We start from the raw sequence: 25,485 nt of genomic DNA, 5'->3' as shown, positions 1-25,485 counted from the left end.
CCGAGCCACTCAGGCCGCGATCGACTCCGCACCTCTCACCACCCCGACGGTCTCGATCGCCGCCTGCACGGCGCCGACCTCCTGGTAGCTGAGAACCGCGAGCCCGGAGAGCTGGCCCGCGACCAGCCGCCGGATCGCCGGTCGCAGCGCCGGTGCGCACACCAGCACGGCCGACACGTTGGCTTCGTCGAGCTGGGCCGCGGTCTGCCGGATCGATGTCAGCACGGCCTCCAGCCGCAGCGGGTCCATCACGATCTGCATGCCGCCCTCGGCCGGCCGCAGGCCCTCCAGCATCGACTGCTCCAGCCCCGGATCGATCATGATCACACGCAGCGTGCCGCCGTCGACGTGCGGTGCCACGACCGCCGGGCCCAGCGCCGCCCGCGCGGCCTCGATCAGCCCCTCGGGGTCGTTCGACAGCTTCGCCCGCAGCGCCAGCGCCTCCAGGATGCGCGGGAGGTCGTTGATCGGCACCTGCTCGGCGAGGAGTCCCTGCAGAACGCGCTGCACCTCGGCCAGCGACAGCAGGTTCGGCACGAGTTCCTCGACCGCCGGGGCGTTGACCTGCTTGACGGCCTCCGTGAGCTGTCGCACGTCCTCGCGGGTCAGCAGACGTGCGGCGTTCGAGGTGATGATCGACGACAGGTGGGTGATGAGCACGGACACCCGGTCGATCACCGTCGCGCCGCCCAGCTCGGCGCTGTGCCGCATCTCCGACGGGATCCACTTGGCGGGCAGGCCGAACACCGGTTCCACGGTCGGCGTGCCGGGGAGCGTGTCGAGCGCATCGCCGAGCGCGAGCACGCGGCCGCCCGGCGCCTGTCCGCGGCCGGCCTCCACCCCGGCGATCTTGATCACGTACGTGGAGGGCGGCAGCTCCGCGCTGTCGCGGGTGCGCACCGGTGGCACGATCAGGCCCAGCTCGAGCGCGATCTTGCGGCGCAGCGCGCGCACGCGGGCGAGCAGGTCGTCGGAGGCGCCGCTCACGATGTCGACCAGGTCGGGGGCGAGGGTGATCTCCAGCGCGTGCACCCGCATCTGGTCGATGAGGTCCTCCGTCGTCTCCGACTTGCCCGCGTTCTGCACCGCCGCCTGCGCCGCCTTCGCCTTCTTCTCGGCGGCCTGCGTGGTCTTGATCCGCTGCGCGGCGAGCACGAGTACACCGCCGACGAGCACGAACGGGATGGGCGGCATCCCGGGGATGAGCGCCATGACGATGGCCGCGCAGCCGGCGATGGTGAGGGCGTTGCGCGACTGGCCGAGCTGATTGCTCGCGGTGGTGCCGATCTCCGTCTCGGCGTTGGAGCGGGTCACGATCATGCCGGTGGACACCGCCATGAGCAGAGCGGGGATCTGCGTGACCAGCCCGTCGCCGATCGTCAACAGCGTGTAGGAGTTGACGGCGTCGCCGAGCTGCATGCCGCGCTGGATCATGCCGATCGCGATGCCGCCGACCACGTTGATGACGATGATCAGGATGCCGGCGATCGCGTCGCCCTTCACGAACTTGCTGGCGCCGTCCATCGCGCCGTAGAAGTCGGCCTCCGCCGACACTTCAGCGCGCCGGGCCCGCGCCTGCTCCTCGGTGATGAGGCCCGCGTTGAGGTCGGCGTCGATGGCCATCTGCTTGCCCGGCATGGCGTCGAGTGTGAAGCGGGCGCCGACCTCGGCGACACGCTCGGCACCCTTGGTCACCACGATGAACTGGATGACGATGAGGATCAGGAAGACGACGGCACCGATGATGATCGACCCGCCGACGGCGACGTGCCCGAACGCCTGGATGACCTGGCCGGCGTAGCCGTCGCCGAGCACGAGCCGGGTCGAGGCCACGTTCAGGCCGAGCCGGAAGAGCGTGGCCACCAACAGCAGCGACGGGAACACCGAGAAGTCGAGCGGCTTCCTCACGAACATGGTGGTGAGCAGGATCACCAGCGCCAGCATGATGTTGACGATGATCAGGGTGTCGAGGAGCCAGGCCGGCACCGGCACCACGAGCAGCATGATGATGCCGACGACACCGATCGGCACCGCGACCTTGCTCGCTGTGGACTTCATCGGAGACCTCCTGCCGGTGCGGGTGAGGGTGCGGGGGCCGCGGCGCCGAGGGGCACGTCGTGGCCCTCATCGCGGGCTTTTCCGGGCGCTTGGGCGCCCTTCGCCGAGAGGAACTGGGCGGGTACGGCTGTCGGGGTCCGCATGGTGTGGACGCCGGCAGCGGCCCCGCGCGCCTTGAGCGCCATGACGAACGCCAGCACCTGTGCGACGGCGTTGTAGAGCCCCACGGGGATCTCGTCGCCGAGCCGGCAGCTCGCGTGCAGGGCACGGGCGAGCGGGATGTCCTTGACCACCGGCACCCGCGCCTCCTCGGCCTTCTCGCGGATGCGCAACGCGATCGCGCCCGCACCCTTCGCGACCACGCGCGGCGCCGACTTGCCCGGCTCGTAGACGATGGCGACCGCGATGTGCGTCGGGTTCACCAGCACCACGTCCGACTGCCCGATCGCCGCGATCATGCGGTTGCGGCTCATCGCCAGCTGGCGGGAGCGCCGCTGCGACCGGATCAGCGGATCGCCGTCGGAGTTCTTGTGCTCATCGCGCACCTCGCGCTTGGTCATGCGGGTGTGCTTGCGGTTGCGGCGCATGACGACGAGCACGTCGAGGCCGGCGAGCACCAGCCCGGCGCCGACGGCCGCCTGCAGCAGCCCGGCCGCACCCCCTCCGGCCGCCGAGAGCAGGGCGGAGACGGGCATCATGCCGGAGGTCAGCAGTACCGGCATCAGCCCCTGGACGACCAGGAACAGGCCGATGCCCACCACCGCCGACTTGAGCAGGGTCTTGGCACCCTCCCAGAGCGCGCGCATCCCGAACACGCGCGCGACGCCGCTGACGATGTTGAACTGCTCGAACTTCGGCGCCGGCCGCTTGAAGTGGATGCCGCCCTGCGCGGCTGCGGCGCCGATGATCGCGATCGCGCCGACGGCGAGCAGCGGCCCGATGGTCGCCATGATGCTGCCGAGCCCGTCACCGAGCGCGGCGAGCGCCTTCGCCGGGTCGGGGCTCTCGATCACCGAGCGCACGCTGAAGAGCTGGTCGACCGCGGCGTCGCTGCCCTTCTGGAGCGTCAGCGGCAGCATGACGGCGGCGGCGCCGACGCCGACCCAGGCGGTGAGGTCGGTGGACTTGGCGAGGCGACCCTTCGAGCGGGCCTCCTTCATCCGCTTCTCGGTCGCCTGCTCGGTGCGTTCCTGCGCGTCGCTCACCTGGCCACCCCCAGCATGGTCTTCACCGCGGTGTCGGTCAGCGACCCCACCACGCCGGGGAGGGCGACGAACACGATCGCCGACAGCACGACGGTGAGCATGATCTTGAGCGGGAAGCCCAGGGCGAACGCGTTGAGTGCCGGTGCGACGCGGGTGAGGAGGCCGAGCGCCATGTCGGCCATGAACAGCACGACGATGAGCGGCCCGGCGATCTGGAGCGCGGAGAGGAACATCTGGGTGACCCCGGTGACCATGGCCTTCGCCGGGTCGGCCATCGACATCCCGGCCGCGAGCGGCACCGCGTCGAACGTGCGCACCAGCCCGCCGATGATCAGCTGGTAGCCGCCGGAGGCGAACAGCAGCGCCAGCGCGGTCAGCTGGAACATCCGCGTGAACTGCGCGCCGTTGATCATCGACTGCGGATCGAAGGCCTGGGCGAGCTGGAAGCCGCCGAACAGGTCGACCAGGCTGCCCGCCGACTGGATCGCGGCGAACACCACGAACACGAGGAACCCCAGGGTGGCGCCGACGGCGAGCTCACGCACCATGTCGAGCAGGAACGCGCCGAGGTCGCCGGAGTGGTACCCCGCGCCGGCCCGCGGCGCGACCGCGATCGCGAGCCCGATCGCGAGCATCCCCTTCACCTGGGCGGGGAACCCGTTGTACGAGAAGGGCGGCGCGATCACCAGGAAGGCGACCATCCGCAGCGACGCCAGCGCGACCGCCTCGATCGCCGAGAGATCGATCGGGATGGACATCAGCCGCCCCCGAGGAGGGTCGGGATCTTCTCGAACAGCACGTGAGTGAACGTGATCAGCTCCGAGATCATCCACTGCCCGCAGATGATCAGTGCGATCGCGACGGCCGCCGCCTTCGGCACGAACGAGAGCGTGACCTCCTGGATCTGGGTGATCGACTGGATGAGCGAGATCGCGAAACCGACCACCAGCGCCGTGACCACGATCGGCGCGGCCAGCTTCGCCGTGATGAGGAGGCCCTGCATCGCGACGTCCAGGACCGCGTTCGCGTTCATCCGCCACCCCGATAGCTCGTGATCAGGCTCGTGATGATGAGTCCCCAGCCGTCGACGAGCACGAACAGCAGGATCTTGAACGGCAGCGAGATCATCACCGGCGGGAGCATCATCATGCCCATCGACATCAGCGCAGCGGAGACGACCATGTCGATCACCAGGAACGGCACGAAGATCACGAAGCCGATGATGAAGGCCGCCCGCAGCTCTGAGATCATGAACGCGGGGATGAGGGTGAGCATCGGGACGGAGGCCGCCGAGTCGGGGTTCGGCCGGCCGGCCGCCCGCGTCATCAGGGCGATGTCCTCCTCGCGCGTGTGCGACGACATGAAGTGCCGCAGCGGGGCTTCGGCTGCGTGCACGGCCGCCGTGAAGTCGATGTGCCCGGCGAGGTAGGGCTGCACCGAAGTGGTGTTGATGTCGACCAGCACCGGGCTCATGATGAACAGGCTCAGGAAGAGGGCGAGGCCCGCGAGCACCTGGTTGGGCGGGATCGACGGCAGCGCGAGCGCGTTCCGGGTGATCGCCAGCACGACGAAGATCTTCGTGAACGACGACATCATCAGCAGCAGTGCCGGCGCGACCGAGAGCACCGTGATGCCGACGAGGGTGAGGATGGCGGTGCTCGGGGTGCCGTTGGGCCCGTTGATGTCGAGGGTGATGCCGCCGGTGCCTCCGGCGCCTCCCGGCCCGGCAGGACCGGACGGCGTCGGGACGGGTGTCGGGACAGCGTGCGCGGCCGTCGCGGAGAGCAGCACGAACGCGGCGACGGTGAGGGCGACCAGCACGAGGGCGACCGCGAGGCGCGGCCAGAGCCGGGAGGCCGCCCCGGCCCGGAGGGGTGCGCGCAGCAGGGCGCGCGTCTCCGTCACCTCTTCTGCCGCACCGCCGAACTCGCCTGCCGCCAGGTCGCGGGTGACAGGATCGAGCCTTTGAGTGCCTCGTCGAAGAGCGAGGCGCGTCCCTGCGCCGTGAGGAAGTCGGCATCCTGCCTGGTGTCCGTGGAACCCGCGGCGGCTGCGGCCGTGGCGGGGAGGTCTTTGGCGAACGTCTTGCGCACCGGCACGAGCGGAGTGATCTCCGCGTCCGCCTCCTGCGGACGTTCGCCGGAGTGCAGCACGCTCACCTGTCGTTCGGTCACGCCGAGCACGAACCGGTTGCCGTCCACATCCACGACGACGACCGACGCCTTCGGCCCGACCCCCTGGCGTCCGACCACCGACACGGCGTTGCCGCGACGGGCTCGTCCGCCGCGCGCTCCGCGCCCCCGCGTGATGCGGCGCTGCACGAACCACAGCAGCCCGACGATCACGCCGAGGACGACGAGCACCCGGAGGGCGACGAACAGGGTATCCACGGATCGCACTATCGGCCGGGCGGAGCGGCCCGTTAGGCGGGTGTGGCAGGGTGGAGCCGTGGAGGGCGCGGAGATCGAGTTGGCGTACATCCCGCCCGGAGCGGTGCAGCTGCACGACGCGCGGCTCAAGCACCGGTGGACGGTGGAGCTGGAGTCGTTCGAGATCGGTGTCTTCGCGGTCACCGAGGAGCAGGTCGCCGAGCTGATCGGCGAGCCGGCCTCGCATCCACGGAGACCGGCGACCGGCATCAGCTGGCTGCGCGCCGTCCGGTTCTGCAACGCCGCGTCGGAATGGGAGGGCCTCGACCCGGCCTACTCGTTCGACGGCGAAGACGTGACCTGGCACGTGGACGCCGACGGCTACCGTCTGCCGACCGAGGCCGAGTGGGAGTACGCCTGCCGGGCCGGCTCGACCGGTCCGCACTACGGCCCGCTGGCCGAGGTCGCCTGGACCAGCGCCGACGGGCTCTCGGCCCCGCATGACATCGGCGGCAAGCTGCCGAACCTGCACGGGCTGTTCGACACGCTCGGCAACGTGTGGGAGTGGTGCTGGGACCACCTCGACCCGGCGCGCTACGACGACTACCGGGTGTTCCGCGGCGGAGGCTACGCCGACGACGCGTGGAGCGTGCGGGCCTCCGTGCGCCGGGGCGGCTCGCCGCGTACGCAGCACGAGGATCTCGGGTTCCGCGTCGCCCGCGGCGGTTTCGACGCCGAGGGCGCAGCGCAGGGGTGGTCGGCGGAGGCCGACGCCGAGCGCGCGGCTCTCGTCGCGCCCCTCCCGCCCGGCTGGACCCCGCGCCGCTGACCGGCGCGGCCTCGTCCCCATCCGCCCTCGGTGCCCGAGGGGCCGCCGAAGGGCGCCCAAACGCCCCTATTCCGCGGTTTTAGGGGCCCTTACGCGCCCCTCGGCACGGTCAGTCGAGGTCTTCGGCGGCGTCGAGGATCTTGGTGATCCGCACGGCGTAGTCCTGGTCGACGACCACGATCTCGCCGTGCGCGATCAGGCGCCCGTTGAGCAGTACGTCGGCGGGCGACCCGGCCGAGCGGTCGAGTTCGATCACCGCGCCCGGCTCCATGGCGAGAACGTCGCGCACGGCCATCCTGGTGCGGCCGATCTCGACCGTGAGCGCCATCTCCACGTTGCTGATGCGCGCGAGCTTGCCCGCGATCGCTCCGGAGGCCGCACGCTCGGGAACGCCCGCCCGCCCGCGGACGGCGAACCAGCCCGCTAGGCCGCCCGGCCCGCTCAGCTCGAAGACCGTCGTCGCGCCGTCCGCGAACAGCTCCGCTGCGTCCTCCACCCGCGCGTCGTCGAGCACGCCGGGGCCGAAGGTGTCGCTCGCCGCCTCCAGAGCCGGCTGCAGCACGTCCTGCAGGGCGACGACCGGCGCCCCGTCTGCGCCCTCGTCGACGAGCGCTGGAGCCTCCAGCAGCACGACGCCGAGGTCGATGGACGCCGCGCCGACGAAGGTGGCGACCACCGCGTTCGCCGTCTGGCCGGAGAAGCCGCCGGCGGTGTGCAGCACCGCGGTGAGCGGCGCGCCGGTCGGCAGCACGCCGGCCAGCGCCTGCGCGGCGGCCTGCGCCTGGGCGAGTGAGAGGGGGATGCCGGAGGCGATGGTCATGCTCATTGCGAGTCCTCTGTCTTGACGATGACGCACGCGAGCCGGGATCCGCTGGATCCCAGTGCCGCGCCGGCCACGGGGTGTCCCCCCACAGCGAGGTCGAACGGTCGGTGTTGCGGGTGCGGGAGGGGCAGGACGTCGCCGACGGCCAGGCCGAGCACCACGCTCGGCTTCACGACGGCGGGTGTGAGCCGCAGCGAGACGTCGACGGGAACGCGGGCGAGCTGGGCGTCCACGAGCTCGCGGGCGTTCTCGGTGCTCGACGTGGGGTTGGTCTCCCCCAGCTGCGGGAGGAGCACCGACGCCGGCAGCGCGAGCGTCGCCGGCGCGCTCGAGTCGCCGACCCGCAGCCGGAACCCGGCCACGATCATCAGCTCGGAGGTCGCCGCGGCCTGCGCGAACTGCGAGTTGTACTGGATGGCGTCCACCGAGATCGCGGTCGCCAGGATGCTCCCGAGCGAATAGCGCAGGTCTTCGAGCGCATCGTCCATGAGCTTGCGCACCAGGGCGTGCTCGATCTGCGTGAAGGTGCGCTCCTCGGCGACCGGTACGCCCGAACCGCCGAGCATCGCGTTCACCCACGAGAGCGCAGCCACGGTCGGGAACTGGATGACACCCTTCGGGGCGAGCCCCTCCAGCTCGCACAGCACCATCGCCGTCGTCGCCGGCAGCGAGGCCGCGTACTCGTCGTAGGTCTGCATGGCGACGCTGTCGCAGGTCACCTGGCTGAGCACGCGCACCTTGGCGGTGAGCTGGGTCGCCCACTGCCGGGCGAACGTCTCGAACGCCAGTTCCAGCACGCGCGAGTGTTCGCGCGCGAGCGTGGTCGGGCGCCGGAAGTCGTACACCGGCAGCTCGGGTGCGGGAGCCTGCAGGGTGGTCACGATGTCGACTATCGGCAGGTGATCGTCGGGTGTTAGGGATCGAGGGGGATCGCTCCGACGGGAGTCATTCCCACGTGACGCACTCGCCGGAGGCCGAAATGCCCAGGATCTTCGTGCTCGCACTGAAGTGTATGCCGGCGCTGTGAGGAAGGTCGACGATGATGGAGCGAAAGCCCGTAGCGTCGTGCCCGGTTGGCCCGATCTGACGAACCCGATGACCCTGGCCCTCCCAATAGGCACGCACCTTCGCACTCAAGACGTCAGGATCGAACTCGGACGACGGGGCCGCATTTTTCCAGACGTCGACGGAGTACTGGCCCGTGGTGGCCTTGTTGTCGCACGGACCCCAATCCCATGCGGCCCGTTGTTCAGCGTCGGCCGGATCGAAGACGCTGGGCGGGATTCCCGCATCCAACCATTCACCGCCGACGAGTTGGGCGACCTCATCGACACGGTGAACGGCCTCGTCGAGAAGCCGGGTCTTCGATTTGGTCGACAGGCCGTCGTACGGGGTGTTGACTCCAGGTTGAGGCAAGGGTCCTCCTAGATAAACGCACCCGGTAAGGGTGAAGGCGAGAGCCAGAGCGAGGGCAATGGCGGCCCGAACGCTGCGGGTACGTTTCATCGTCGGCCCTGTCTACCTAGCGCATCGGCCGATATCGGACGGGCGGAACGTTGGCCGTGGCGCCCTCGTTGATGAGCCCACTCTCGTCGAGAGCGGCGGCGGCTGTGTTGTGGAGAGCTTCGGTGCCTTCGCTGAAGTAGCCGTGGCCCTTGGTGGCATGCGGGAAAACCGGATTGCCCGTGTCAGAGCCGTAGCCCAGGGTTTCATGCCCATCGGTGGCCTGAAGCCCCGCCGCGATGTCGCCTTCCGACGAGTACACCTGAGCACCGTACCGATAGTCGCGAGGGTCGACCCGTCCCGACCCGAATCGGCCCCGATCAGCGACCACGTCTCGCGACGACTGGCTCGCGTAGACGTGCTCCATGCCGCCATCGACCTTCAGCTGCCTCCCTCTGGCGAAGCCGCCCTCCACACCTGCCGACGCAACGAGGACGACCGACTGAACCGCGTAAGTGAGTCCACTGACGGCATTGCCGACCACGGTCGTGCCGTACGAGTGGCCCACGACGGCGGTGAACGGGCGCGGATTGCCGCCGAGGATGCTGTCGGCCGCCCACTGTCCGTCCAGCTCCGCGGCCAGCCTGCGGCCACCGGCTTTCGCTTTGTCGCCGTGGAGCACGGAGTCCATTCCCGGCGGCTCGTAGCCGATCCACGCCACCACCATGTGCGGTAGTTCGTCGAGGCGCTTCTGTTCCTTGAAGAGATTGATGGCAGCAAAGGTCCAGTCCTTGAGGTGCCCGTCTTCGCCGAGTCCGCTGTCCATTCCGGGGACCATCCAGGTGACCTTCCCCGACTTCTCCGCACTCGTATCCCCGATCGCGACAGCGGCCAGCGGGGGTTCGTGGCGCAGGTTGTACGAGAGCAGCCCGCGCGGCGGCTTCTTCGACTTCGCCAGCCTCTCGAAGTCAGCCGCGGAACCATCCCGTAGCTTCTCCACCCCGAGCGCCGCGAGGATGTCTTTCAGCGTCTTGCCCCGCGCGGAGCCCTGGCTGATCGTCGGGTCGTTCAGGTCGCGCGCGAGTTGCAGCGCGTTCGCGTGGATGCGGGTGTCGGTGTCGAGCCCGGGCAGGTTGCCGATGACGCCCGGCGCGAAGTCGCAGCAGCGTTCGCGGGCTTCTGGCGCCAGCTTCTTCCACCAGGCCGCCACCTTTTCCGGTGGGGGCGGGTTGTCCCAGAATCGTTGTGCCAGCGTCGCGTCGGCGGCGAGAAGGCCTGCCAGGGTCTCCGGTTTGAGCAGAGTCAGCATGTCTAGCAGGGCGGAGGCCGTGTCGGTGGACGGCGGCAGCTGGGCGAACTCGCTGACCGTGGCGACGAAATCCTCCAGCTGGGAAGGCGCGAGCGCAGTCATCGCACCGTAGAGCGTCGCTTGCAGGGAGGTGACGAGAACATCTTGTTCGGTCTCGTATCGCTCCTTGGCCGTGCGCGCCTGCCGCTTGGCCTGCTCCAGCCGCTCCTGCGCGTCCTGGAGTTGCGATCGTGCGGTGCGAAGCTCATCGTCGGCGGCCTCGGCCCTTCTGCGGGCTGCTACCACTTGGGCCGTCGGGGGCGCCGCCGTCCCCGCTGGGGGTGGTGTGGTCGCGTACTGTCGCTGGGCATTCTGGAGCCCGGCCAGTGTCGCGAGCAGAGCGGCGTGTTCGGCGTTCAACAGCCCGAGGGTGGCCTCGGCCCTCTCGATGTCCTCCAATGCGTGCCTGGCGTCGTCCAGGGCCGCATCGGCCGCATTCTGCTGGACCCACAGCGCCACCGCCCACTTCAGCGCCGCCTCGCGCGCCTCCAAGAAGCGCGCCGTGGCGTCGCGGCACGACCGGCTCACCGTCCGCAGGCGCTCCCCGAACGCCGCGGCCGCGTACCCCGACCAGTGCGGCTCGCCGACCTGCTCGAGCACGTCATCCAGCCGTTCGGCTCGCCACCACATCCTCTCCGCGGTCGTGTCGAGCTCCTTGGCCTGCCGGTTCACCGTCTCCGGGTCTCCTGGCGTCGGGTCGCTCTCGAGACCGACAGGAGACCAATCCGTGGTGTCAGAACGCACGAGGGGCACCGAACGAGAAACCCTGAGCGCTCTCCGCGTCACGTCGCTCATAGACGTCGGCTGCCGACACGAGCGCCTCCCTCAACGAGATGACGCTCTCGGACACAGCGCGCAGCGCAGGACTCCAGTAGCCGTCGAACTCGTCGAACGCACCGATCGCACGGGCGGCGCCGAGACGGCCCGGAGCCACCGGGGATCCCGACCGTTCGGCGTTCACCTCACCCAAGTGCTGAGCGCTCCGTCGGAGCTGATCGGTGTCGACGTGGACCTTCTGACTCACTGCGCCGCCTCTCTCGTGTAACGGAGCGTGCAAACAGCATAGAATAGAAATATCGCATGTATATTCCGCGCGTTACACTGCAGGCGTGGAGACCTCGAACAGCCCCAGCGAATGCGACAGCCTGATGGCGCTGGCCGCGAACACCGCCCGACTCGTCGAGCTCCTGGAGAGCCGTAAGGCCAGGTCGGGCGGGCGCGGCGCCCGGTCGGCAGAAGCGCGGGCTCGGGCCGACCACGCGATCGAAAGCGCTCGTTCCGTCGCGACGGAGTACCTGCACGCGCTCGGCGACGGCGACACGATGGACGCGAACAGGCTCGGCCGGATCAACCCTGATCTCCCGGCCAACGAGTTCCTCCGCCACGAGGTGTACACGAGGGCAGATCACCTCACCGATCCGTGCATCCTCTGGGGTGAGATCGTTCCACGCGACAGATCCGACACCGAGGTGCGATTCCACGTGACCTACGATCTCGCGGGCGAGACGGCCCGCGACACCATCACCCTGGTCCGCAGCCACGACGACTGGTGGGTCTCCGACGGACTCACCTATCGGCTGCCGCGAAGCGACCCATACGCCTCGTTCGCCGCCGAGGATCGGTTCTCGCTCGGGGGCGCCAGGAATCCCGTCGATCGCTTCGGCGCGTATTCGGCCTACGCCGGCGTATACACACTCGCGCCGCCGAACGCGTTCTACGACATCGACGGCGACGTCACCGTCGTCCTCAACCACAACAGCCCGGTCATAGCCGATGGCGCGTTCACGATGGTCCCGAACTCGAGCTACGTCAGCCAGGTTCAGCACGCCGTCGACCAGGCGTTCTCGGAGGCCACGAGTTGTGGAACCCTTGAAGCGCTCCGGGAGGCCGGGATGCGCAGCGGCATCGGCCGCTCAACCCTCCTGCCGTCGGAAGCGGTCGTCGTATCGATGACGGTGCTGGACGTGCCCACCGTCTCAGTGAGGCCGCGGGAACGCCGCCCCTTCGCCGTCTCGGAGGGCCGGGCCCTCGTCACGGCCGGCGGCTTGAACGGCCGCGGCGAGCCCGTCACCGAGAACGTCACCGGCACGTTCCGCTATCACCTCGACACGACGATCGCCGGCGACGAGGTCATCATCCGAATCACGGACTAGCGTCGGGGGCGGCCGGGTGGCGGCCGGTCGGCAACGGCCGCCACCCGCGTCGTTCCGGAGATCCGCCTCCAGCCTCCGACGCGCCCGGTCCCCCTAACGGCCGACCGGCAGGCGCCGATAGTGCCCCTGTGACGGCTCACCCGGAGCCGAGACCAGGATTCGCGCCCATGATCGTCGTCACCCGATTGAACGACAGCCAGTTTGCGGTCAACCCCGACCTCATCGAGCGCATCCACGCGAGTCCCGACACGACCCTCGTGATGGTGGACGGAGCCAAGTTCATCGTCACCGAGTCGATGGCCGAGGTCATCGAGAAGATCGCGGCCTACCGGGCCAGGGTGATCGCGCTCGCGCACGACCTCCCGGCCTCCGGCCCCCGACCCGTCCCCGCGCCTGTTCCCGACCAGGCGATCGCCCCCGTTCCGTTGCGGGCCAGGAAGAAGTAACGAGGAGTCACACCATGGATCCGGCAACGATCATCGGGATCGTCATCGCCTTCGCCTCCGTCGTGGCGATGGTCACGATCGAAGGTGCCCACCTGACCTCGTTGGTGCTGCCCGCGCCGATGATCCTGGTGTTCGGCGCGACCATCTCCGTCGGCATCGCTTCCGGGACGCTGAAGGACTTCTTCACCGCGATGAAGGCGCTGCCCCGGGCGTTCCGCGGCAAGGTCGAGCCCCCGTCGAAGGTCATCGACCAGGTCGTCGGGCTCGCCGAGAAGGCTCGAGCCAACGGCCTCCTCGCCATGGAGCAGGAGGCCGACAGCGTCGACGACCCGTTCCTCAAGCGCGCCCTGCAGAACATCGCCGACGGCACCGACGGCGACGAACTGCGGATCCTGCTCGAGGACGAGATCGCGACGCGCTCGAAGTCCGACCGCGTCGCCGCCAAGTTCTTCTCCACGCTGGGCGGCTACGCCCCCACGATCGGCATCATCGGCACGGTCGTGTCGCTCACCCACGTGCTCGAGAACCTCTCCAAGCCGGCCGAGCTCGGCCCGATGATCGCGAGCGCCTTCGTCGCGACCCTGTGGGGTCTCCTCTCCGCGAACTTCCTCTGGCTGCCGATCGGCAACCGCCTGCGCCGGCTGTCCGACCTCGATGTCGACCGCATGACACTGCTGATGGAGGGCGTCCTGGCCGTGCAGGCCGGCAGCCAGCCGCGCCTCCTCGGCGAGCGCCTGCGCGCCATGGTCCCCGGCGGCGGCTCCGCCAAGCCGGCCAAGGGCCCGAAGGCCGTCCCCGCCCCGGAGAAGGAAGCCGCCTGACGTGGCCGCCCGTCGACGCAAGCACGAGCCGGAGGAGGAGCACGAGAACGAAGAGCGCTGGATGGCCTCCTACATGGACATGGTCACCGTGCTCATGTGCATGTTCATCGTGCTGTTCGCCATGTCGACGGTGGACGCCAAGAAGTTCGAGGAGCTCAAGAACTCGCTCGCGACCGGTTTCGGCCAGGTGAAGACGCAGAAGGTCGACACGGCGACCGGTGTGGTCGTTCCTCCCGCGCACGTGAAGGACGACGGCAAGACCACCGACTTCGCGCTCGCGCAGCAGGAGGCGCAGAACCTCGAGAAGCTCAAGGACCGCATCCAGGCGAGCCTGACCCGCGACGGGCTCCAGGACGCCGTGCAGATGAAGATCGACGCCCGCGGCCTGACGATCGGGCTCGTCGGCAGCTCGACGTTCTTCGAGTCGAACAAGGCCGACCTGAGCGCCACCGCCGTGAAGGTGCTCGACGACATCGGCCCGGTTCTCGCGCCGGAGCAGTACCAGGTCTCGATCGAGGGTCACGCCGACTTCCGCCAGCCGGGCGCGCCCTACCCGACGAACTGGGAGCTCTCGGCGGGCCGCGCGACCAGCGTGCTGCGGCGGCTCGTGGAGGCCGACGGCTTCCCCGCCGAGCGCATCGCGGCGGTCTCCTACGGCTCGGCACGTCCGCTGGCGAACACCACCGCCAACACCGACCAGGACCTCGCCCTCAACCGGCGCGTGGACGTGGTGGTGCTGTCCAACCAGCCCGAGCGCATCCGCGCCCTCATCCCCCAGGCGCTGCAGGGCACGACGCCGGCGGCTCCGGCGGCCGCGGACACGGCCTCGAAGTAGGGGCAGCCATGGCGTACAATTTCTTGTACGTCAGAGGAGGGCGACATGAAGACGATGAGCTATTCGGAGTCGCGAGCTCACTACGCCGCGACGCTCGACGCCGTCCTCGATGACCGCGAGGAGGTCGTCATCACCCGGGCGGGTCGCGAACCTGTGGTCATCGTTGCGCTCGAGGACTACGAGGCGCTGCGCGAAACGGCCTACCTGTTGCGGAGTCCGGCGAACGCGCGCCGGCTGATCGAATCGATCGAGCGCCTCCACGCCGGCGGCGGATCCGAGCACGACCTCACCGAATGAGGCTCGTCTGGGATGAGAACGCCTGGGAGGACTACCTGTACTGGCAGAGCCAGGACAGGCGCGTGCTGAAGCGGATCAACCTCCTGCTGAAAGACATCGAGCGCAACGGCAACGAAGGAATCGGCAAGCCCGAGGCGCTCAAACACGGGTTCCAGGGATTCTGGTCGCGGCGGATCACCGACGAGCACCGACTCGTCTACCGCCTCGACGAGGGAGCCGTCCTCATCGCCCAGTGCCGATACCGCTACGAAGCGTGACGGCGCTCACTTCAACCGCGCCGGCCGCACCCGCACCGGGGCCAGCCAGGTCGCGACGATGACGGCCGTGATCGAGCCGGCGCACATGATCGCGGCGAGCACCACGACCTGGAACCGGCCGGCCTCCAGCGGCGAGACGCCGCCGAAGATGGCGCCGACGAACGCGCCGGGCAACGTCACGAGGCCGGTCGTCTTGGTCTGATCGACCGAGGGGATGAGCGCCGCGTAGACGGCGCCGCGCGCTTGCTCCAGCGTGGACTGCCGGGGAGTCGCGCCGAGCGCGAGCCAGCCCTCCACTTCGTCCCAGTGGTCGTCGACCGCTTCGGTGAACCGGCGGCCGGCGAGCGTCGCGATGCTCATCGAGTTGCCGATCACGATGCCGCCGATCGCGAGCGCGTATCGCGCGGTGAAGTCGATCGCGCCGGTCGCGAAGACGATGGTGAACGTGATGACGACTCCCGTCGCCATCCCGGCGGCCATCATCGCGCCGTGGTCGAGCGACCAGCCGATCCGGTGGGTCGCGGTCGCCGCGGCGACGCTGAACATCACGAGGAGGGCGAGCGCGACCCACACCGGGCTGGTGATGACCCCGGACAGCACCACACTGATGACGGCGAGCTGCGCGGCTCCGCGCAGGATGGCGAGCAGCGGCGCCCACCGGTGCGGCACCCGGTAGGCCCCCAGCACGGCCGTCGCCAGCAGGGCGAGGAGGGCGACCCCGAGCAGGGTGGGCGCGAGCTCGCGGACGATGGGCACCCACCGAGCCTACGCGGCCCCGCCGCTCGGGCGCCGAAGGGCGCCCGAACGCCCTCATTCGGGCGTTTCAGGGGCGTTTACGCGCCCCTCGGCGCCCCCTCATCACCGCTTGAGGTTGGTCAGCTCCTGCAACACCTCGTCGGAGGTGGTGATGATGCGGGCGTTGGCCTGGAAGCCGCGCTGCGCGACGATCAGGTTGGTGAACTCCTGCGAGAGGTCCACGTTCGACATCTCGAGGGAGCCGCTCTGGAGGGTGCCGAGTCCCGCCTCGCCCGGGCCGCCGAGCTCCGCTGCGCCCGAGTTGACCGTGGCGCGGTAGGTCGAGCCGCCCGCCTTCTCGAGACCGCCCGGGTTGACGAACGTGGCGAGCGCGATGCGGCCGACCGCCTGCTTGTCCCCGTTCGAGAAGAGCCCGATGATCGTGCCGTCCTTCGAGAGCGAGAACGACTGCAGGGTTCCGGAGGCGCTGCCGTTCTGGTTCTTGAACGCCACCGTCGTGATGCCCGCGTAGCCGGTGACCGTGGAGAGATCGACGGTGATTCCGCCGACGGCGAGGGTGCCGCCGGCCGTGAGCGTGCCCGTGTTGTCGAACGTGAGCGCACCGTTGGCGGTCGCGCCGTTCGCATCGGCGCCGGCGACGTTCCAGCCGGCCGCCGTCTTGGTGAACGTCAGCGTGAGCTTGCGGGAGGCGCCCGTGCCGTCGTAGACGTCGACGTCGCGCACCAGCTGGTCGCCCAGCACGGCATCCGACGGCAGGTTGCCGGTGATCGCTCCCGCCGTCGTGGCGGTCGCCGGCGTCACCGCATTGAGCGGGATCGTCACGTCGCCGAGGGCGCCGCCCTGCTGGATGACGCCGTTGACCGCGTTCCAGCCCTGCAGGATCGCCCCGCCGGGGCCGACCAGGCGACCCTGGGCGTCCGGGTCGAACGAGCCGGCGCGCGTGTAGACGGTCTCGCCGCCGACCTTGGTGACGAAGAAGCCGTCCCCGTTGATCATCATGTCGGTCGGGCGACCGGTGGCCTGCGCGGCGCCCTGGGTGAAGTTGGTCGAGATCCCGGCGACGAGCACGCCGAGGCCGATCTGGGCCGGGTTGGTGCCACCGGTCTGGGCGCCGGGACCGGTCGCGCCCTGCACCAGCTGCGAGAGCGTGTCCTGGAACTGGACGGCCGAGCCTTTGAAGGCGGTCGTGTTGACGTTGGCGATGTTGTTGCCGGTGACGTCGAGCATGGTCTGGTGCGAGCGGAGTCCGGAGATTCCGGAGTAGAGGGAACGGAGCATGATGCTGCCTTTCTGCGAGAAGTCAGGCGGTCGGGGTCGGGGTGACCACGCCGAGGATGGAGTCGAGGTTGATCTGCTGGTCGCCGACTGTGACGATCGGCACGGGGCCGGCGTACGAGACCGACGACGCCGTCCCGGTCTTCGTGTCGCCGCTCTTGTCGAGGTAGCTGACGGTGTGCCCGATCAGCGCCGCGGCCGAGGTGCGCATCTGCAGCGCGAAGCTCTCCTGGTTCGTGGAGTCCATGCTCGTGAGCTTCTCCATCATCGCCAGCTGCGTCGTCTGCGAGATCATCTGGTTGGTGTCCATCGGCGAGCTGGGGTCCTGGTTGCGCAGCTGCGTGACGAGCAACTGCATGAACGCCTCACTGTCGAGCGACTGTTTCGGGGTGCGCGTCGGCGCGGTGGTGTAGATGCCGCCGGTGGAGGCGGTGTCGGTTCCGGTGATGGGGTCGACGGCCACGGGGGCTCCTTTCGTGTCTCAGACGATGAGGTCGATCGAGTGGGTGGCCCCCTCTGCGGCGGGGCGAGGGAGGCGGTCGGAACCACGGTCGGCCGCGGTTCGGCCCGGAGTGGCGCGGTCGTCGCCCGCGGGACGGCCGTCGGCGGCGGGACGCCCGTCCCCGTGCTGTCCCCCGGCACGGCCGTCGGCCGCAGCCTGGTGCTGGGGCGACGGCTGGCTCTGGGATGACAGGTCGAGGGTGCCGGAGAGGCCGGTGCTGCCGAGGTCGCGGCGGAGGTCGGGCAGGATGGCGCGCAGCGCGTCGCGGCCCGCGTCGGTCGGGGCGAACAGCTCGACGCGCACGCCGTCGGCGCCGACGTGGGCACGGACGGTGACCGGGCCGAGGTTGTCGGGAGTGACGTGCACGGTCATCATGTGCTCGCCACGACCTGCTGCGGCGAGGGTGAACACCGGTCGCGCGAGCTGCGCGTCGAGGGTCGGCGGCTGCTGCGCGGGTGCGGAGGATGCGGTCCCGGCCGTGGCCACCGCCGGGACGGTGATCTGCGCGGGCGCGGCCGGGGCCGCCGCGGAGACTGCCGGGAGCGCGTCGCCGACGCTGGCCGGCCGGTTCTGCGGTCCGACCGCCGGGCCGGTGGCGGGCACGGGCCGGGAGGTCACCGGCTCTCCGGCCGCCGCGTTCGGCGCCACGGCCGCTTGAGCGGCTGCCGCCTCGTGCCGAGCAGCGCTGGTTCCACGCGGAGCCGGGGAGAGCGGGAGTGGGTCCACTGTCGTCGGCGCGGCCGTCGCGGAAGCTGTGTCAGGATCCGCCGATCCCGCAGGCGACCCCGACCGGTCCGCCGTTCCGGTCGCGAGCGGAGCCTGCTGCGGCGCGCGCGATGCCGCGGCGGGTTCGGATGGCGCGGGGCTGGACGCCCCGGGGTTCGACGGCGCCGTGGGCGCGCCGTCCGCGACCGACGCCGCGAGTCCGTCCTTCGTCCCCGGGGCTGCCAGGGCTGCAGTGGCGATCTCCGGCGTGGCGGGTGCGGTGCCGGGAGTCGCGACACCGTGTTCGCCACCGGCGGCGGACAGGGCGGTCGCCGCCCGAGCCGGCCCGGCGATCCCTGTCACAGCCGCCACCGGAGCAGCCTGCACAGCGGGCTCTGCGGCCGCCCCGACGAGCGGTGTCGCCGATGCCGCGACCGAGGATGCATCGACAGCGCTCGTGGTCGTCGGGACCACCGCGGCCGCGGTCGCGGCGAGCGGAGCCGCCGCCGAGTCCGCCGCCGACGATGCCTTCTCACCGGGAGCCGCGGCGGGTGCCTCGGCTCCTGCATCGGCGGCCTTGTCCTCCGAACGGGTGCTCGCCGCTGCGTGCCGCCGCCCCGGGGTGTGTTCGGGATGCGTCGGCGCCGTGCGCGAGGAGGGTGCCGGCTCGCGTCGACCCGCCGTGTCCGTGTGCGCGTCCGCCGCGCCGGCGAGGAACGCTCCGAACGCATCCGCTCCGGAGCGGCCGGAGCGCGCTCCTCCCCCGGTCGCTCCCGTGCTCTGCGGCGCAGCGGCGGGTGCCGTCACCGCTCCGGGCGTCACAGCGACCCTCCCTGCATCACGGAGGCGAGGAGCGACCGCAGCAGATCGGCCTGGGTCGTCGAGCTCGACGAGCCCGTCCCGGCCAGCCCGGCCAGACCCGACAGGCCGGACAGACCCGACAGGCCGGACAGACCCGACAGACCCGACAGGCCCGCAGCACCCGACAGACCCGCAGCACCCGACGAGCCCGACAGACTCGCGAGTGCCGACGCCAGCGCCGCCGACGACGTTCCGTTCACTGCGCTCGATGCCGCGCTCGCCTGCGGCACGATCCGCCGGATGGTCACGACGTCGGAGTCGTCCATCCAGTTGTTCACGAGGCTGACGTTCCGGCCTTCGCTGGGCGCGTGGATGACCTTGCCGTCTCCGGCGTAGATCACGATGTGCTCGCCGCCGTTGGTGACGATGAGGTCGCCGGGCTGCGCTTGGGCGAGCGACGGCACCTCCGTGCCCATCTTCGCCTGGCCGGAGACCAGCCGGGGCAGGTCGATGCCGAGGTCCTTGTAGACGCGCTGCACCAGGCCGGAGCAGTCGATGCCCGACGAGCTCGTCCCGCCGAAGACGTAGGGCACTCCGAGGTACTTCTTGGCATCGGCGACGACGTCGGCGCCGGTCACCCCGCCGGTCGTGCCCGCCGCGCCGGTGACGCCGGAGGTGCCGAGCGCGCCGGCGAGCGCGTCGGCGAAGTGCGTCGACGAGACGGCGCCGGCCGACGAGGCGGCTGAGCCGCCGGATCCTGTCGTGATGGAGTCGAGCTGGGCGATCGTCGCCTGGATCTGCGAGATCCGACCGATCGCGTCGGTGACCGTCATGCCTCGTGCCTTCCTTCGTCCTGACCGGACCTCCCGCGCTGCCATGCGCCCGTCGCGATCTCGTCGATGGCCGCCTGCTCGGCGCCGAGGTCGCCGGCGACGACCTCCGCGTGGTGCCTCGCCTCGAGCTTCTCCAGCCCGACGGCGCGCTTCTTGGCCTCGGTGAACGCCTGCTGTGCCTCGGCGGCCCCCGCCTCGGCCTGTTCGGCGTACGCGGCGAGGTCGGCGAGCATGCTCCGGCTGGAGGCCCGCGCGGCGGCGAGCGCGAACATCGTGCTCGCATCGGTCGCCTCGGCCGGCACTGCGTGCAGGGCGGCGATGGCGCGCACCTGGCGGTCCTGCACGTCGCGGCGCAGCGCGTTCGCCGCGGCGAGGTCGCTCGCGGCGTGGTCCTTCTCGATCTGCCGCAGCCGCAGCAGTCCGGCCAGTGGGAACGTCCGTGCCATCACACCACCCCTGTCCTGGCGGCGGGCATCGCCGCCACGAGCTCGTTCAGCCGCACCCAGCCGTCCGCGAACGCGGAGGGTTCGCCGATCCCCTGACGGAGGAACCGGTTGATCTCGTCTTCGTTGGCCACCGCGGCATCCACGCGCGGGTTCGTGCCCGGCTTGTATGCGCCGACGTCGAGCAGGTCCTGCGCCGCGACCTTGGCGGCGAGGATGCTGCGCAACGCCGTCGCGGCCGCGCGTTGCTCGGGAGTGGTGACCCGGGAGGCCAGCCGCGAGATCGAGCCGAGCACGTCGACCGACGGGAAGTGCCCGACGACGGACAGCCTCCGGTCGAGCACGACGTGACCGTCGAGGATGCTGCGCGCGGCGTCGGCGATGGGCTCGTTGTGGTCGTCGCCGTCGACGAGCACGGTGTAGAGGCCCGTGATCGACCCGGTCTCGCCGGTGCCCGCACGTTCGAGCAGCTGGGCGAGGAGCGAGAACGTCGAGGGCGGGTAGCCGCGGGTGGCGGGCGGTTCGCCCGCCGAGAGGCCGATCTCGCGCTGCGCCATGGCGACCCGGGTCAGCGAGTCCATCATCAGCACGACGTCCCGGCCCTGGTCGCGGAACGACTCGGCGATTCGGGTGGCGGCGAAGGCGGCACGGAGGCGCATGACCGCCGGCTCGTCGGAGGTGGCGACGACCACGACCGATCGCGCCAGGCCGGCCGGGCCGAGGTCGTCCTCGAGGAATTCGCGGACCTCGCGGCCCCGCTCCCCCACCAGTGCGATCACCGACACCGACGCGTCGGTCCCACGCGCGATCATCGAGAGCAGCGACGACTTGCCGACGCCCGACCCGGCGAACAGCCCGAGGCGCTGGCCGCGGCCCGCGGTGACGAGCGTGTCCAGCACGCGCACCCCGAGTCCGAGCGGCGAGTGGATCCGCGCGCGCCGCATCGCGTCCGGCGCGCGGTTGTCGAGGGCGACGAACCCGTCGGGTGCGATCGGTCCGCGGCCGTCGACCGGACGCCCGAGAGCGTCGATCACGCGGCCGAGCATCCCGTCGCCGGTCGGGACGAGCAGCGGGCTGCGCACGGCACGCACCGGTGCACCCGCGGCGATTCCGGTGAGCCGCCCGTACGGCATGACTTTCGCCCCGGTGGAGGTGGTGGCCACGACCTCGGCGTGCACCCCGTCCCGGTCGCCGATCACCACGAGGTCGCCGATGGCCGCGTGCACGCCCTCGACCTCGGCGCCGAGGCCGACGACCGCGGTCACCCGGCCGACGCGTTCCACCGCCGCGGCGTCCACGGCCGCGGCCCAGTTCGCGAGCGCGGCCGTCACGACAGCGCCTCCCTGGCCCGGTCGAGCGCGGTGCGGATGCGCGCGTCCAGCCAGCCGGTCGGGAGGCCGCCGATCGCGTCCCCCGGAGCGAGGGACGGATCGGGCACGGTCGTGATCCCGTCCAGTGGGACGACGCCCGCGCCGCCGCCCGGGCCCGCCTCGGCGAGCAGCGCCAGGTCCGCCGGGTTGAGGCGGATCACCGTGAGCTCCCCTGCGGGCGCCTCGGCGAACAGCCTCGCGACGGCCGCCCGGGCTGCGGCCAGCCGGTCGGCCAGCACCGCGCCGACCACCGCCTCGGCCAGTTCGAACGCCGCCGCGACCAGTGTGGCTTCGACGTCCGCGAGCACGGGCACGGTCGCTTCACGGAGCTCGTCGGCCGCCGTTCGCAGGGCACGCTCCAGTACCGCGCGCCGCTCGGCCGCCTCCTCCGCCTCCGCCGCTCGCTGCCGCCGGGCGTCGGCCGACCAGGCCTCCTGCTCGGCCGCTGCCGTGCGCCGCCCGTCGGCGTACCCCGCTGCGAACCCGCGCGCGCGCGCGGCGTCCGCAGCGGCGTGCTGGTCCTCCGTCTCGGCGAGGACGGGGACGCTCAGCGGTGCGAAGGCGACGTCATTCGACATACGCGTCCTCGTCTCCGCGCTGCACGGTGATCGTCCCCGCGGCCTCCAAGTCGCGGATGGCGCGGACGATCGACGCTCGCGCATCCTCCACCTGCGAGAGGCGCACGGGGCCGAGGATGCGGATCTCGTCTTCGAGGATCTCGCGATTGCGCTCCGACAGGTTCTGCGTGATCACCTCGGTGACCGCCTCGGTCGCGCCCTTCGTCGCGACGGCGAGCACGGCTGCGTCGACCCCGCGCAGCACCTGCTGCACGTCGCGCGGGTCGAGCCGCACGATGTCGTCGAACGTGAGCATCCGGGAACGGACCTCCTCTGCCAGAGCCGGGTCGCGCTGCTCGAGCGATTCGAGCAGCGCCTTCTCCGTCGCGGCGTCGGCGCGGTTGATGATGTCGACGAGCGGCTGCACTCCCCCGACCGAGTCGGAGGCGGTGCGTGCGGAGACCACCGCGCTGGCGCGCTGCTTGAGCGTGTCGGCGACGACGCGGACGGCGTCGGGGCTCGGCGAGCCCATGGTCGCGATCGCGTGGGCGACCTCGGTACGGGCGTCGTCGTCCAGTCCGGCCAGCACCCGCGAGGCGTGGTCGGCCCGCAGGTGGGCGAGCACCAGCGCACTCGTCTGGGGCAGTTCGCCCGCCAGCAGCATCTGCACCTGGCCGGGCTCCACAGCGTCGAGGAACTCGAACTGCTTGCCCGCCAGCGACGACGCCACCCGGTTGAGCACCCCCGTCGCGCGCTCGGCGCCGAACGAGGCCTCCAGGAGGCCGACGGCGATGTCGCGTCCGCCGCGGGTGCTGACGCCGCCGCGGGCCGTGAGGTCGTGGAACTCGCTCAGCGCCTTCTGGGCGACCGCCGGGTCCACGCGGCGCAGGCGCAGGATCTCCGCGGTGATCTCGTCGGCCTCCTCGTCCGAGAACTGCTTCATCACCTGCGCGGCGCGCTGCTGATCCATGTTCATCAGCACGACCGCGACCTTCTGGGGGCCGGTCAGCGGGGTCTTGGTGTCGTTCATGCGCCGGCCCGCTCCTCCATCAGGCTGCGCAGGAACTCCGCGGTCTTCTGCGGGTCGCGCTCGGCGAGCGATTCGATCTCCTGGCGGCGGCGCTCGGCCTCGAGCTCGGGGCCCGTCGGGTCGGGCACCGGGTCGAGCTGCATCGGGATCGTCGGCGCGGCGGGCTCCAGCGCGATGGGGAACGCGGAGGCGTCGAGGGCCGCGGTGCCGGCCCGCTCGGCCTCCAGCTCGGCGTCCTCGGCGGCACGCTTGCGGCCGCGGCGGAACAGCGCGAACGCGATGATCGCGGCGGCCACGATCGCGGCGCCGATGATGGAGGTGCGGATGATGCCCGTGAGCTGGTCGGCCGCGGCCGCGTCCTTCGCCTCCTGGATCGCCTTGGCGGCTTCGGTCGCGCCCGCTTTGCTGAACGGGACGAGCTGCACGCTGACCGAGTCCCCGCGCTTGGTGTCGATGCCGGCGGCCGCGTTCACCATGCTCCGCAGCTCGGCGGCGCTCACGTTGGAGACGGCGTCCGAGTTCACCGCGACCGACACGGTCTGCCGGTTGATCGCGCCCGCCGGGATGGTGCGCTGCTCGGTGACCTTGTCGACCGCGTTGTCCTTCGTGCTGGACTCCGAGTTGAAGGTCCCGTTGCCGGTGGCGCCGTTCGGCACGGCGATGTTGTCCGGTCCGAGCACCCCCGCGGCGGAGTTGCCGCCGGTCCCCGAGTAGGTCTCCTTCTGCGTGGTCTCGCTGAGCGAAGGAGCGTTGGTGGGCGAGGTGAACGACTCCTCGGTGCGCTGGGCCGACTCCGTGCTGACGTCGGCCGCGACCGCGACGGTGGCGTTGCCCACGCCGACGACCTTGTCGAGCATGTCCTGCACGGCCGACTTCACGCGGGCTTCGTAGTCGGTGGCCTGCTTGTCCGCTCCCCCGGTCGCGCCGGCGCCGACCGTGCTCAGCACGTTGCCGTTCGCGTCGACCACGGCGACGTCGGTCGGCTGCATCCCGGTGACGGCGGCGCTGGTCAGGTGCACGATCGCCTGCACCTGGTCGGCGGTGAGCGTCACGCCGGCCTGCGTCTCGACGAACACCGACGCCGTCGGATCCTTCTTCTCGGAGACGAACACGGTGTCCTCGGGGATGGCCAGTCGCACCGAGGCGGTCTTCACGCCCTTCATGGCGGCGATCGTGTTGGCGAGCTCGCCCTCCATCGCCCGCTTGTAGGTGACCGACTGCTGGAACTCGGACGACGTCACGCCCATCTTGTCGAGCAGGGAGTACCCGTTGGAGGTCGAGGTCGGCAGCCCGGCGGACGCCGCCTTCAGCCGCTCGTCGTACACCTTCTGCTGGGGCACCATGATGGTGCCCCCACCGTCGGTGAGCTGGTACGGAACGCCGTCGGTGCGCAGCTGGTCGACGATCGACGACGCGTCCGCCGCCTGCAGGCCCGAGAACAGCGGCGTGTACGACGGCTGCGACGCCCACATCGCCAGCCCCGCCGCTCCGAGGCCGATCACGGCCACGCCGATCACGGCGATGACCCGCTGGGCCACGCTGAACCCGCGGATCGTGTCGCCGAGCCGGCGGAAGAAGCTCGTCACCTGCTGGGGCATCAGGCCTGCATCCTCATGATCTCGTTGAAGGCGTCGACCGCCTTGTTGCGCACGCCGGCGACCAGTTCGAGCGTGACCTGGGCGCGCGTGGAGGCGAGAGTCGCCTTGTGGATGTCGTCGAGGTTGCCGGTGACCGCTTGAACGGCGAGCGAGTCGCTCGTGCCCTGCAGCTGCTGGAGGTTGTCGACGGCACCGCTCAGGGCGTCGCTGAACGAGCTCCCCCGGGTGCCGGTGGCGGCGCTCGCGGCGGACGCGCCCGCTGTCCCGGTCGCAGCGCCGATCGAGCCGATCGCGCCGATCGCGTCGATGGGCATCAGTTCCTCCCGATCTGGAGGGCGGCCTGATAGGTCTCCTTGGCGCGGTCGACGACCGCGGCGTTCGCCTGGTATCCGCGCTCGGCCATGATGAGCGACCCCATCTGCGACGACAGGTCGATGTCGGGATAGCGCACGTAGCCCTTCGCGTCGGCGACCGGGTTGTCGGGCTCGTAGACCATGCGCCCCTCGACGCTGCCGTAGGCCGCTCCCGCGACATAGGCGCCCGAGACTCCTTGCCCCTCCTGGGCGACGACGTAGCGCGCCTGGAAAGCCGCGCCGTTGGTGGGCTTGGCCGTGTTGATGTTCGCGAGGTTGTCCGAGATCGCGTCGAGCCACTTGCGGTGCAGGGTCAGGCCCGTGCCCGCGATGCCGATGGCGTCGAATGTCATCGTGTGTCCTTTCGGTCGTCGAGGC

At 70.8% G+C, this 25,485-nt stretch carries 30 protein-coding genes; 7 read left to right on the top strand and 23 right to left on the bottom strand.

The genetic code is table 11. The annotated features are described in order from the left end of the window. Positions 1-9 precede the first annotated feature (9 nt). From Q0Q23_RS14325 to fliO, 6 genes are read right to left on the bottom strand one after another with little or no spacing between them, the layout of a single operon-like run. A complete protein-coding gene (locus tag Q0Q23_RS14325) occupies positions 10-2,058 on the bottom strand; it encodes a flagellar biosynthesis protein FlhA (RefSeq protein WP_295125231.1) in 2,049 nt (682 codons plus the stop codon). Then, the gene (locus Q0Q23_RS14320) at positions 2,055-3,263 is read right to left on the bottom strand and encodes a flagellar biosynthesis protein FlhB (protein WP_295125229.1); all 1,209 of its coding nucleotides are present in this window, start codon (positions 3,261-3,263) and stop codon (positions 2,055-2,057) included. Before Q0Q23_RS14320 ends, Q0Q23_RS14325 begins: the two co-directional genes overlap by 4 nt. Then, positions 3,260-4,021: a flagellar biosynthetic protein FliR gene (locus tag Q0Q23_RS14315; RefSeq protein ID WP_295125225.1), complete on the bottom strand. Its 762-nt coding sequence runs from the start codon at positions 4,019-4,021 to the stop codon at positions 3,260-3,262. The genes Q0Q23_RS14320 and Q0Q23_RS14315 overlap by 4 nt, the downstream gene beginning before the upstream one ends. Next, on the bottom strand, positions 4,021-4,296 hold the full coding sequence (locus Q0Q23_RS14310) for a flagellar biosynthetic protein FliQ (protein ID WP_295125222.1): 276 nt from the start codon (positions 4,294-4,296) through the stop codon (positions 4,021-4,023). The genes Q0Q23_RS14315 and Q0Q23_RS14310 overlap by 1 nt, the downstream gene beginning before the upstream one ends. Beyond that, complete coding sequence (fliP, locus tag Q0Q23_RS14305) at positions 4,293-5,147, bottom strand: flagellar type III secretion system pore protein FliP (protein WP_295125237.1); 855 nt, start codon at positions 5,145-5,147, stop codon at positions 4,293-4,295. The genes Q0Q23_RS14310 and fliP overlap by 4 nt, the downstream gene beginning before the upstream one ends. Before the next feature lie 17 nt (positions 5,148-5,164). Then, a complete protein-coding gene (fliO, locus tag Q0Q23_RS14300; RefSeq protein WP_295125219.1) occupies positions 5,165-5,653 on the bottom strand; it encodes a flagellar biosynthetic protein FliO in 489 nt (162 codons plus the stop codon). A gap of 58 nt (positions 5,654-5,711) precedes the next feature. Between fliO and Q0Q23_RS14295 the strand changes: the two genes are divergently transcribed. Continuing rightward, positions 5,712-6,461: an SUMF1/EgtB/PvdO family nonheme iron enzyme gene (locus Q0Q23_RS14295; RefSeq protein WP_295125216.1), complete on the top strand. Its 750-nt coding sequence runs from the start codon at positions 5,712-5,714 to the stop codon at positions 6,459-6,461. A gap of 109 nt (positions 6,462-6,570) precedes the next feature. Here Q0Q23_RS14295 and fliN read toward each other — a convergent pair whose 3' ends face one another. From fliN to Q0Q23_RS14270, 5 genes are all read right to left on the bottom strand, one after another. Beyond that, a complete protein-coding gene (fliN, locus tag Q0Q23_RS14290; protein ID WP_295125213.1) occupies positions 6,571-7,287 on the bottom strand; it encodes a flagellar motor switch protein FliN in 717 nt (238 codons plus the stop codon). Then, the gene (locus Q0Q23_RS14285) at positions 7,284-8,165 is read right to left on the bottom strand and encodes a flagellar motor switch protein FliM (RefSeq protein WP_295125210.1); all 882 of its coding nucleotides are present in this window, start codon (positions 8,163-8,165) and stop codon (positions 7,284-7,286) included. Before Q0Q23_RS14285 ends, fliN begins: the two co-directional genes overlap by 4 nt. A 64-nt stretch (positions 8,166-8,229) precedes the next feature. Beyond that, a complete protein-coding gene (locus Q0Q23_RS14280; protein WP_295125207.1) occupies positions 8,230-8,700 on the bottom strand; it encodes a hypothetical protein in 471 nt (156 codons plus the stop codon). A gap of 106 nt (positions 8,701-8,806) precedes the next feature. Further along, entirely contained in the window at positions 8,807-10,747 is a 1,941-nt protein-coding gene (locus Q0Q23_RS14275) for an alpha/beta hydrolase (protein ID WP_295125204.1), read from the bottom strand. A gap of 61 nt (positions 10,748-10,808) precedes the next feature. Further along, the gene (locus Q0Q23_RS14270) at positions 10,809-11,099 is read right to left on the bottom strand and encodes a type VII secretion target (protein WP_295125201.1); all 291 of its coding nucleotides are present in this window, start codon (positions 11,097-11,099) and stop codon (positions 10,809-10,811) included. 85 nt (positions 11,100-11,184) lie between these two features. On the opposite strand from Q0Q23_RS14270, the gene Q0Q23_RS14265 reads away from it, so the two are divergent. The 6 genes from Q0Q23_RS14265 to Q0Q23_RS14240 all read left to right on the top strand — a co-directional run bounded on the left by Q0Q23_RS14265 (position 11,185) and on the right by Q0Q23_RS14240 (position 14,884). Continuing rightward, positions 11,185-12,228: a hypothetical protein gene (locus Q0Q23_RS14265; RefSeq protein ID WP_295125198.1), complete on the top strand. Its 1,044-nt coding sequence runs from the start codon at positions 11,185-11,187 to the stop codon at positions 12,226-12,228. 167 nt (positions 12,229-12,395) lie between these two features. Next, on the top strand, positions 12,396-12,674 hold the full coding sequence (locus Q0Q23_RS14260) for a flagellar FlbD family protein (protein WP_295125195.1): 279 nt from the start codon (positions 12,396-12,398) through the stop codon (positions 12,672-12,674). 14 nt (positions 12,675-12,688) lie between these two features. Then, positions 12,689-13,495 (top strand): motility protein A, encoded by an 807-nt coding sequence (locus Q0Q23_RS14255; RefSeq protein WP_295125192.1) that lies wholly within the window; start codon positions 12,689-12,691, stop codon positions 13,493-13,495. 1 nt (position 13,496) lies between these two features. Then, complete coding sequence (locus tag Q0Q23_RS14250) at positions 13,497-14,330, top strand: flagellar motor protein MotB (RefSeq protein WP_295125189.1); 834 nt, start codon at positions 13,497-13,499, stop codon at positions 14,328-14,330. A 45-nt stretch (positions 14,331-14,375) separates the two neighbouring features. After that, positions 14,376-14,627 carry a type II toxin-antitoxin system Phd/YefM family antitoxin gene (locus Q0Q23_RS14245; protein WP_295125187.1) on the top strand — a complete coding sequence of 84 codons (252 nt, stop codon included), beginning with the start codon at positions 14,376-14,378 and terminating at the stop codon, positions 14,625-14,627. Continuing rightward, entirely contained in the window at positions 14,624-14,884 is a 261-nt protein-coding gene (locus tag Q0Q23_RS14240; RefSeq protein ID WP_295125184.1) for a Txe/YoeB family addiction module toxin, read from the top strand. Before Q0Q23_RS14245 ends, Q0Q23_RS14240 begins: the two co-directional genes overlap by 4 nt. A 6-nt stretch (positions 14,885-14,890) precedes the next feature. On the opposite strand, the gene Q0Q23_RS14235 is transcribed toward Q0Q23_RS14240, so the two are convergent. The 12 genes from Q0Q23_RS14235 to Q0Q23_RS14180 all read right to left on the bottom strand — a co-directional run bounded on the left by Q0Q23_RS14235 (position 14,891) and on the right by Q0Q23_RS14180 (position 25,460). Further along, complete coding sequence (locus Q0Q23_RS14235) at positions 14,891-15,640, bottom strand: ABC transporter permease (RefSeq protein ID WP_295125181.1); 750 nt, start codon at positions 15,638-15,640, stop codon at positions 14,891-14,893. A 102-nt stretch (positions 15,641-15,742) separates the two neighbouring features. Then, the gene (locus Q0Q23_RS14230; RefSeq protein ID WP_295125178.1) at positions 15,743-16,918 is read right to left on the bottom strand and encodes a flagellar hook protein FlgE; all 1,176 of its coding nucleotides are present in this window, start codon (positions 16,916-16,918) and stop codon (positions 15,743-15,745) included. 22 nt (positions 16,919-16,940) lie between these two features. Further along, a complete protein-coding gene (locus Q0Q23_RS14225) occupies positions 16,941-17,378 on the bottom strand; it encodes a flagellar hook assembly protein FlgD (RefSeq protein ID WP_295125175.1) in 438 nt (145 codons plus the stop codon). Between the two features lie 18 nt (positions 17,379-17,396). Then, positions 17,397-18,944 carry a flagellar hook-length control protein FliK gene (locus Q0Q23_RS14220; protein ID WP_295125172.1) on the bottom strand — a complete coding sequence of 516 codons (1,548 nt, stop codon included), beginning with the start codon at positions 18,942-18,944 and terminating at the stop codon, positions 17,397-17,399. Further along, positions 18,941-19,756 (bottom strand): C40 family peptidase, encoded by an 816-nt coding sequence (locus Q0Q23_RS14215; RefSeq protein WP_295125169.1) that lies wholly within the window; start codon positions 19,754-19,756, stop codon positions 18,941-18,943. Before Q0Q23_RS14215 ends, Q0Q23_RS14220 begins: the two co-directional genes overlap by 4 nt. Further along, positions 19,753-20,202 (bottom strand): hypothetical protein, encoded by a 450-nt coding sequence (locus tag Q0Q23_RS14210; RefSeq protein WP_295125166.1) that lies wholly within the window; start codon positions 20,200-20,202, stop codon positions 19,753-19,755. Before Q0Q23_RS14210 ends, Q0Q23_RS14215 begins: the two co-directional genes overlap by 4 nt. Continuing rightward, on the bottom strand, positions 20,202-21,530 hold the full coding sequence (locus Q0Q23_RS14205; protein ID WP_295125164.1) for a FliI/YscN family ATPase: 1,329 nt from the start codon (positions 21,528-21,530) through the stop codon (positions 20,202-20,204). The genes Q0Q23_RS14210 and Q0Q23_RS14205 overlap by 1 nt, the downstream gene beginning before the upstream one ends. Continuing rightward, positions 21,527-22,147: a FliH/SctL family protein gene (locus Q0Q23_RS14200; RefSeq protein WP_295125161.1), complete on the bottom strand. Its 621-nt coding sequence runs from the start codon at positions 22,145-22,147 to the stop codon at positions 21,527-21,529. Before Q0Q23_RS14200 ends, Q0Q23_RS14205 begins: the two co-directional genes overlap by 4 nt. Continuing rightward, positions 22,137-23,156 (bottom strand): flagellar motor switch protein FliG, encoded by a 1,020-nt coding sequence (fliG, locus tag Q0Q23_RS14195; protein ID WP_295125158.1) that lies wholly within the window; start codon positions 23,154-23,156, stop codon positions 22,137-22,139. The genes Q0Q23_RS14200 and fliG overlap by 11 nt, the downstream gene beginning before the upstream one ends. Next, positions 23,153-24,754 carry a flagellar basal-body MS-ring/collar protein FliF gene (fliF, locus tag Q0Q23_RS14190; RefSeq protein WP_295125155.1) on the bottom strand — a complete coding sequence of 534 codons (1,602 nt, stop codon included), beginning with the start codon at positions 24,752-24,754 and terminating at the stop codon, positions 23,153-23,155. The genes fliG and fliF overlap by 4 nt, the downstream gene beginning before the upstream one ends. Continuing rightward, entirely contained in the window at positions 24,754-25,068 is a 315-nt protein-coding gene (gene fliE / locus Q0Q23_RS14185) for a flagellar hook-basal body complex protein FliE (RefSeq protein WP_295125152.1), read from the bottom strand. The genes fliF and fliE overlap by 1 nt, the downstream gene beginning before the upstream one ends. Then, positions 25,068-25,460 carry a flagellar basal body rod protein FlgC gene (locus tag Q0Q23_RS14180; RefSeq protein WP_295125149.1) on the bottom strand — a complete coding sequence of 131 codons (393 nt, stop codon included), beginning with the start codon at positions 25,458-25,460 and terminating at the stop codon, positions 25,068-25,070. The genes fliE and Q0Q23_RS14180 overlap by 1 nt, the downstream gene beginning before the upstream one ends. Positions 25,461-25,485: the final 25 nt, after the last annotated feature.

This window comes from uncultured Leifsonia sp., from assembly GCF_945957465.1.
Classification (GTDB): domain Bacteria; phylum Actinomycetota; class Actinomycetes; order Actinomycetales; family Microbacteriaceae; genus Leifsonia.
This window is presented reverse-complemented; position numbering and strand designations above follow the sequence as displayed.

Bases quoted from the DNA above. Each gene is read 5' to 3' on its own strand.
- Q0Q23_RS14325 (WP_295125231.1), bottom strand. From the start codon at position 2,058: ATGAAGTCCACAGCGAGCAAGGTCGCGGTGCCGATCGGTGTCGTCGGC.
- Q0Q23_RS14315 (WP_295125225.1), bottom strand. From the start codon at position 4,021: ATGTCCATCCCGATCGATCTCTCGGCGATCGAGGCGGTCGCGCTGGCG.
- Q0Q23_RS14310 (WP_295125222.1), bottom strand. From the start codon at position 4,296: ATGAACGCGAACGCGGTCCTGGACGTCGCGATGCAGGGCCTCCTCATC.
- fliN (WP_295125213.1), bottom strand. From the start codon at position 7,287: ATGAGCATGACCATCGCCTCCGGCATCCCCCTCTCACTCGCCCAGGCG.
- Q0Q23_RS14260 (WP_295125195.1), top strand. From the start codon at position 12,396: ATGATCGTCGTCACCCGATTGAACGACAGCCAGTTTGCGGTCAACCCC.
- Q0Q23_RS14255 (WP_295125192.1), top strand. From the start codon at position 12,689: ATGGATCCGGCAACGATCATCGGGATCGTCATCGCCTTCGCCTCCGTC.
- Q0Q23_RS14245 (WP_295125187.1), top strand. From the start codon at position 14,376: ATGAAGACGATGAGCTATTCGGAGTCGCGAGCTCACTACGCCGCGACG.
- Q0Q23_RS14240 (WP_295125184.1), top strand. From the start codon at position 14,624: ATGAGGCTCGTCTGGGATGAGAACGCCTGGGAGGACTACCTGTACTGG.
- Q0Q23_RS14230 (WP_295125178.1), bottom strand. From the start codon at position 16,918: ATGCTCCGTTCCCTCTACTCCGGAATCTCCGGACTCCGCTCGCACCAG.
- Q0Q23_RS14215 (WP_295125169.1), bottom strand. From the start codon at position 19,756: ATGACGGTCACCGACGCGATCGGTCGGATCTCGCAGATCCAGGCGACG.
- Q0Q23_RS14210 (WP_295125166.1), bottom strand. From the start codon at position 20,202: ATGGCACGGACGTTCCCACTGGCCGGACTGCTGCGGCTGCGGCAGATC.
- Q0Q23_RS14200 (WP_295125161.1), bottom strand. From the start codon at position 22,147: ATGTCGAATGACGTCGCCTTCGCACCGCTGAGCGTCCCCGTCCTCGCC.
- fliG (WP_295125158.1), bottom strand. From the start codon at position 23,156: ATGAACGACACCAAGACCCCGCTGACCGGCCCCCAGAAGGTCGCGGTC.
- fliF (WP_295125155.1), bottom strand. From the start codon at position 24,754: ATGCCCCAGCAGGTGACGAGCTTCTTCCGCCGGCTCGGCGACACGATC.
- fliE (WP_295125152.1), bottom strand. From the start codon at position 25,068: ATGCCCATCGACGCGATCGGCGCGATCGGCTCGATCGGCGCTGCGACC.
- Q0Q23_RS14180 (WP_295125149.1), bottom strand. From the start codon at position 25,460: ATGACATTCGACGCCATCGGCATCGCGGGCACGGGCCTGACCCTGCAC.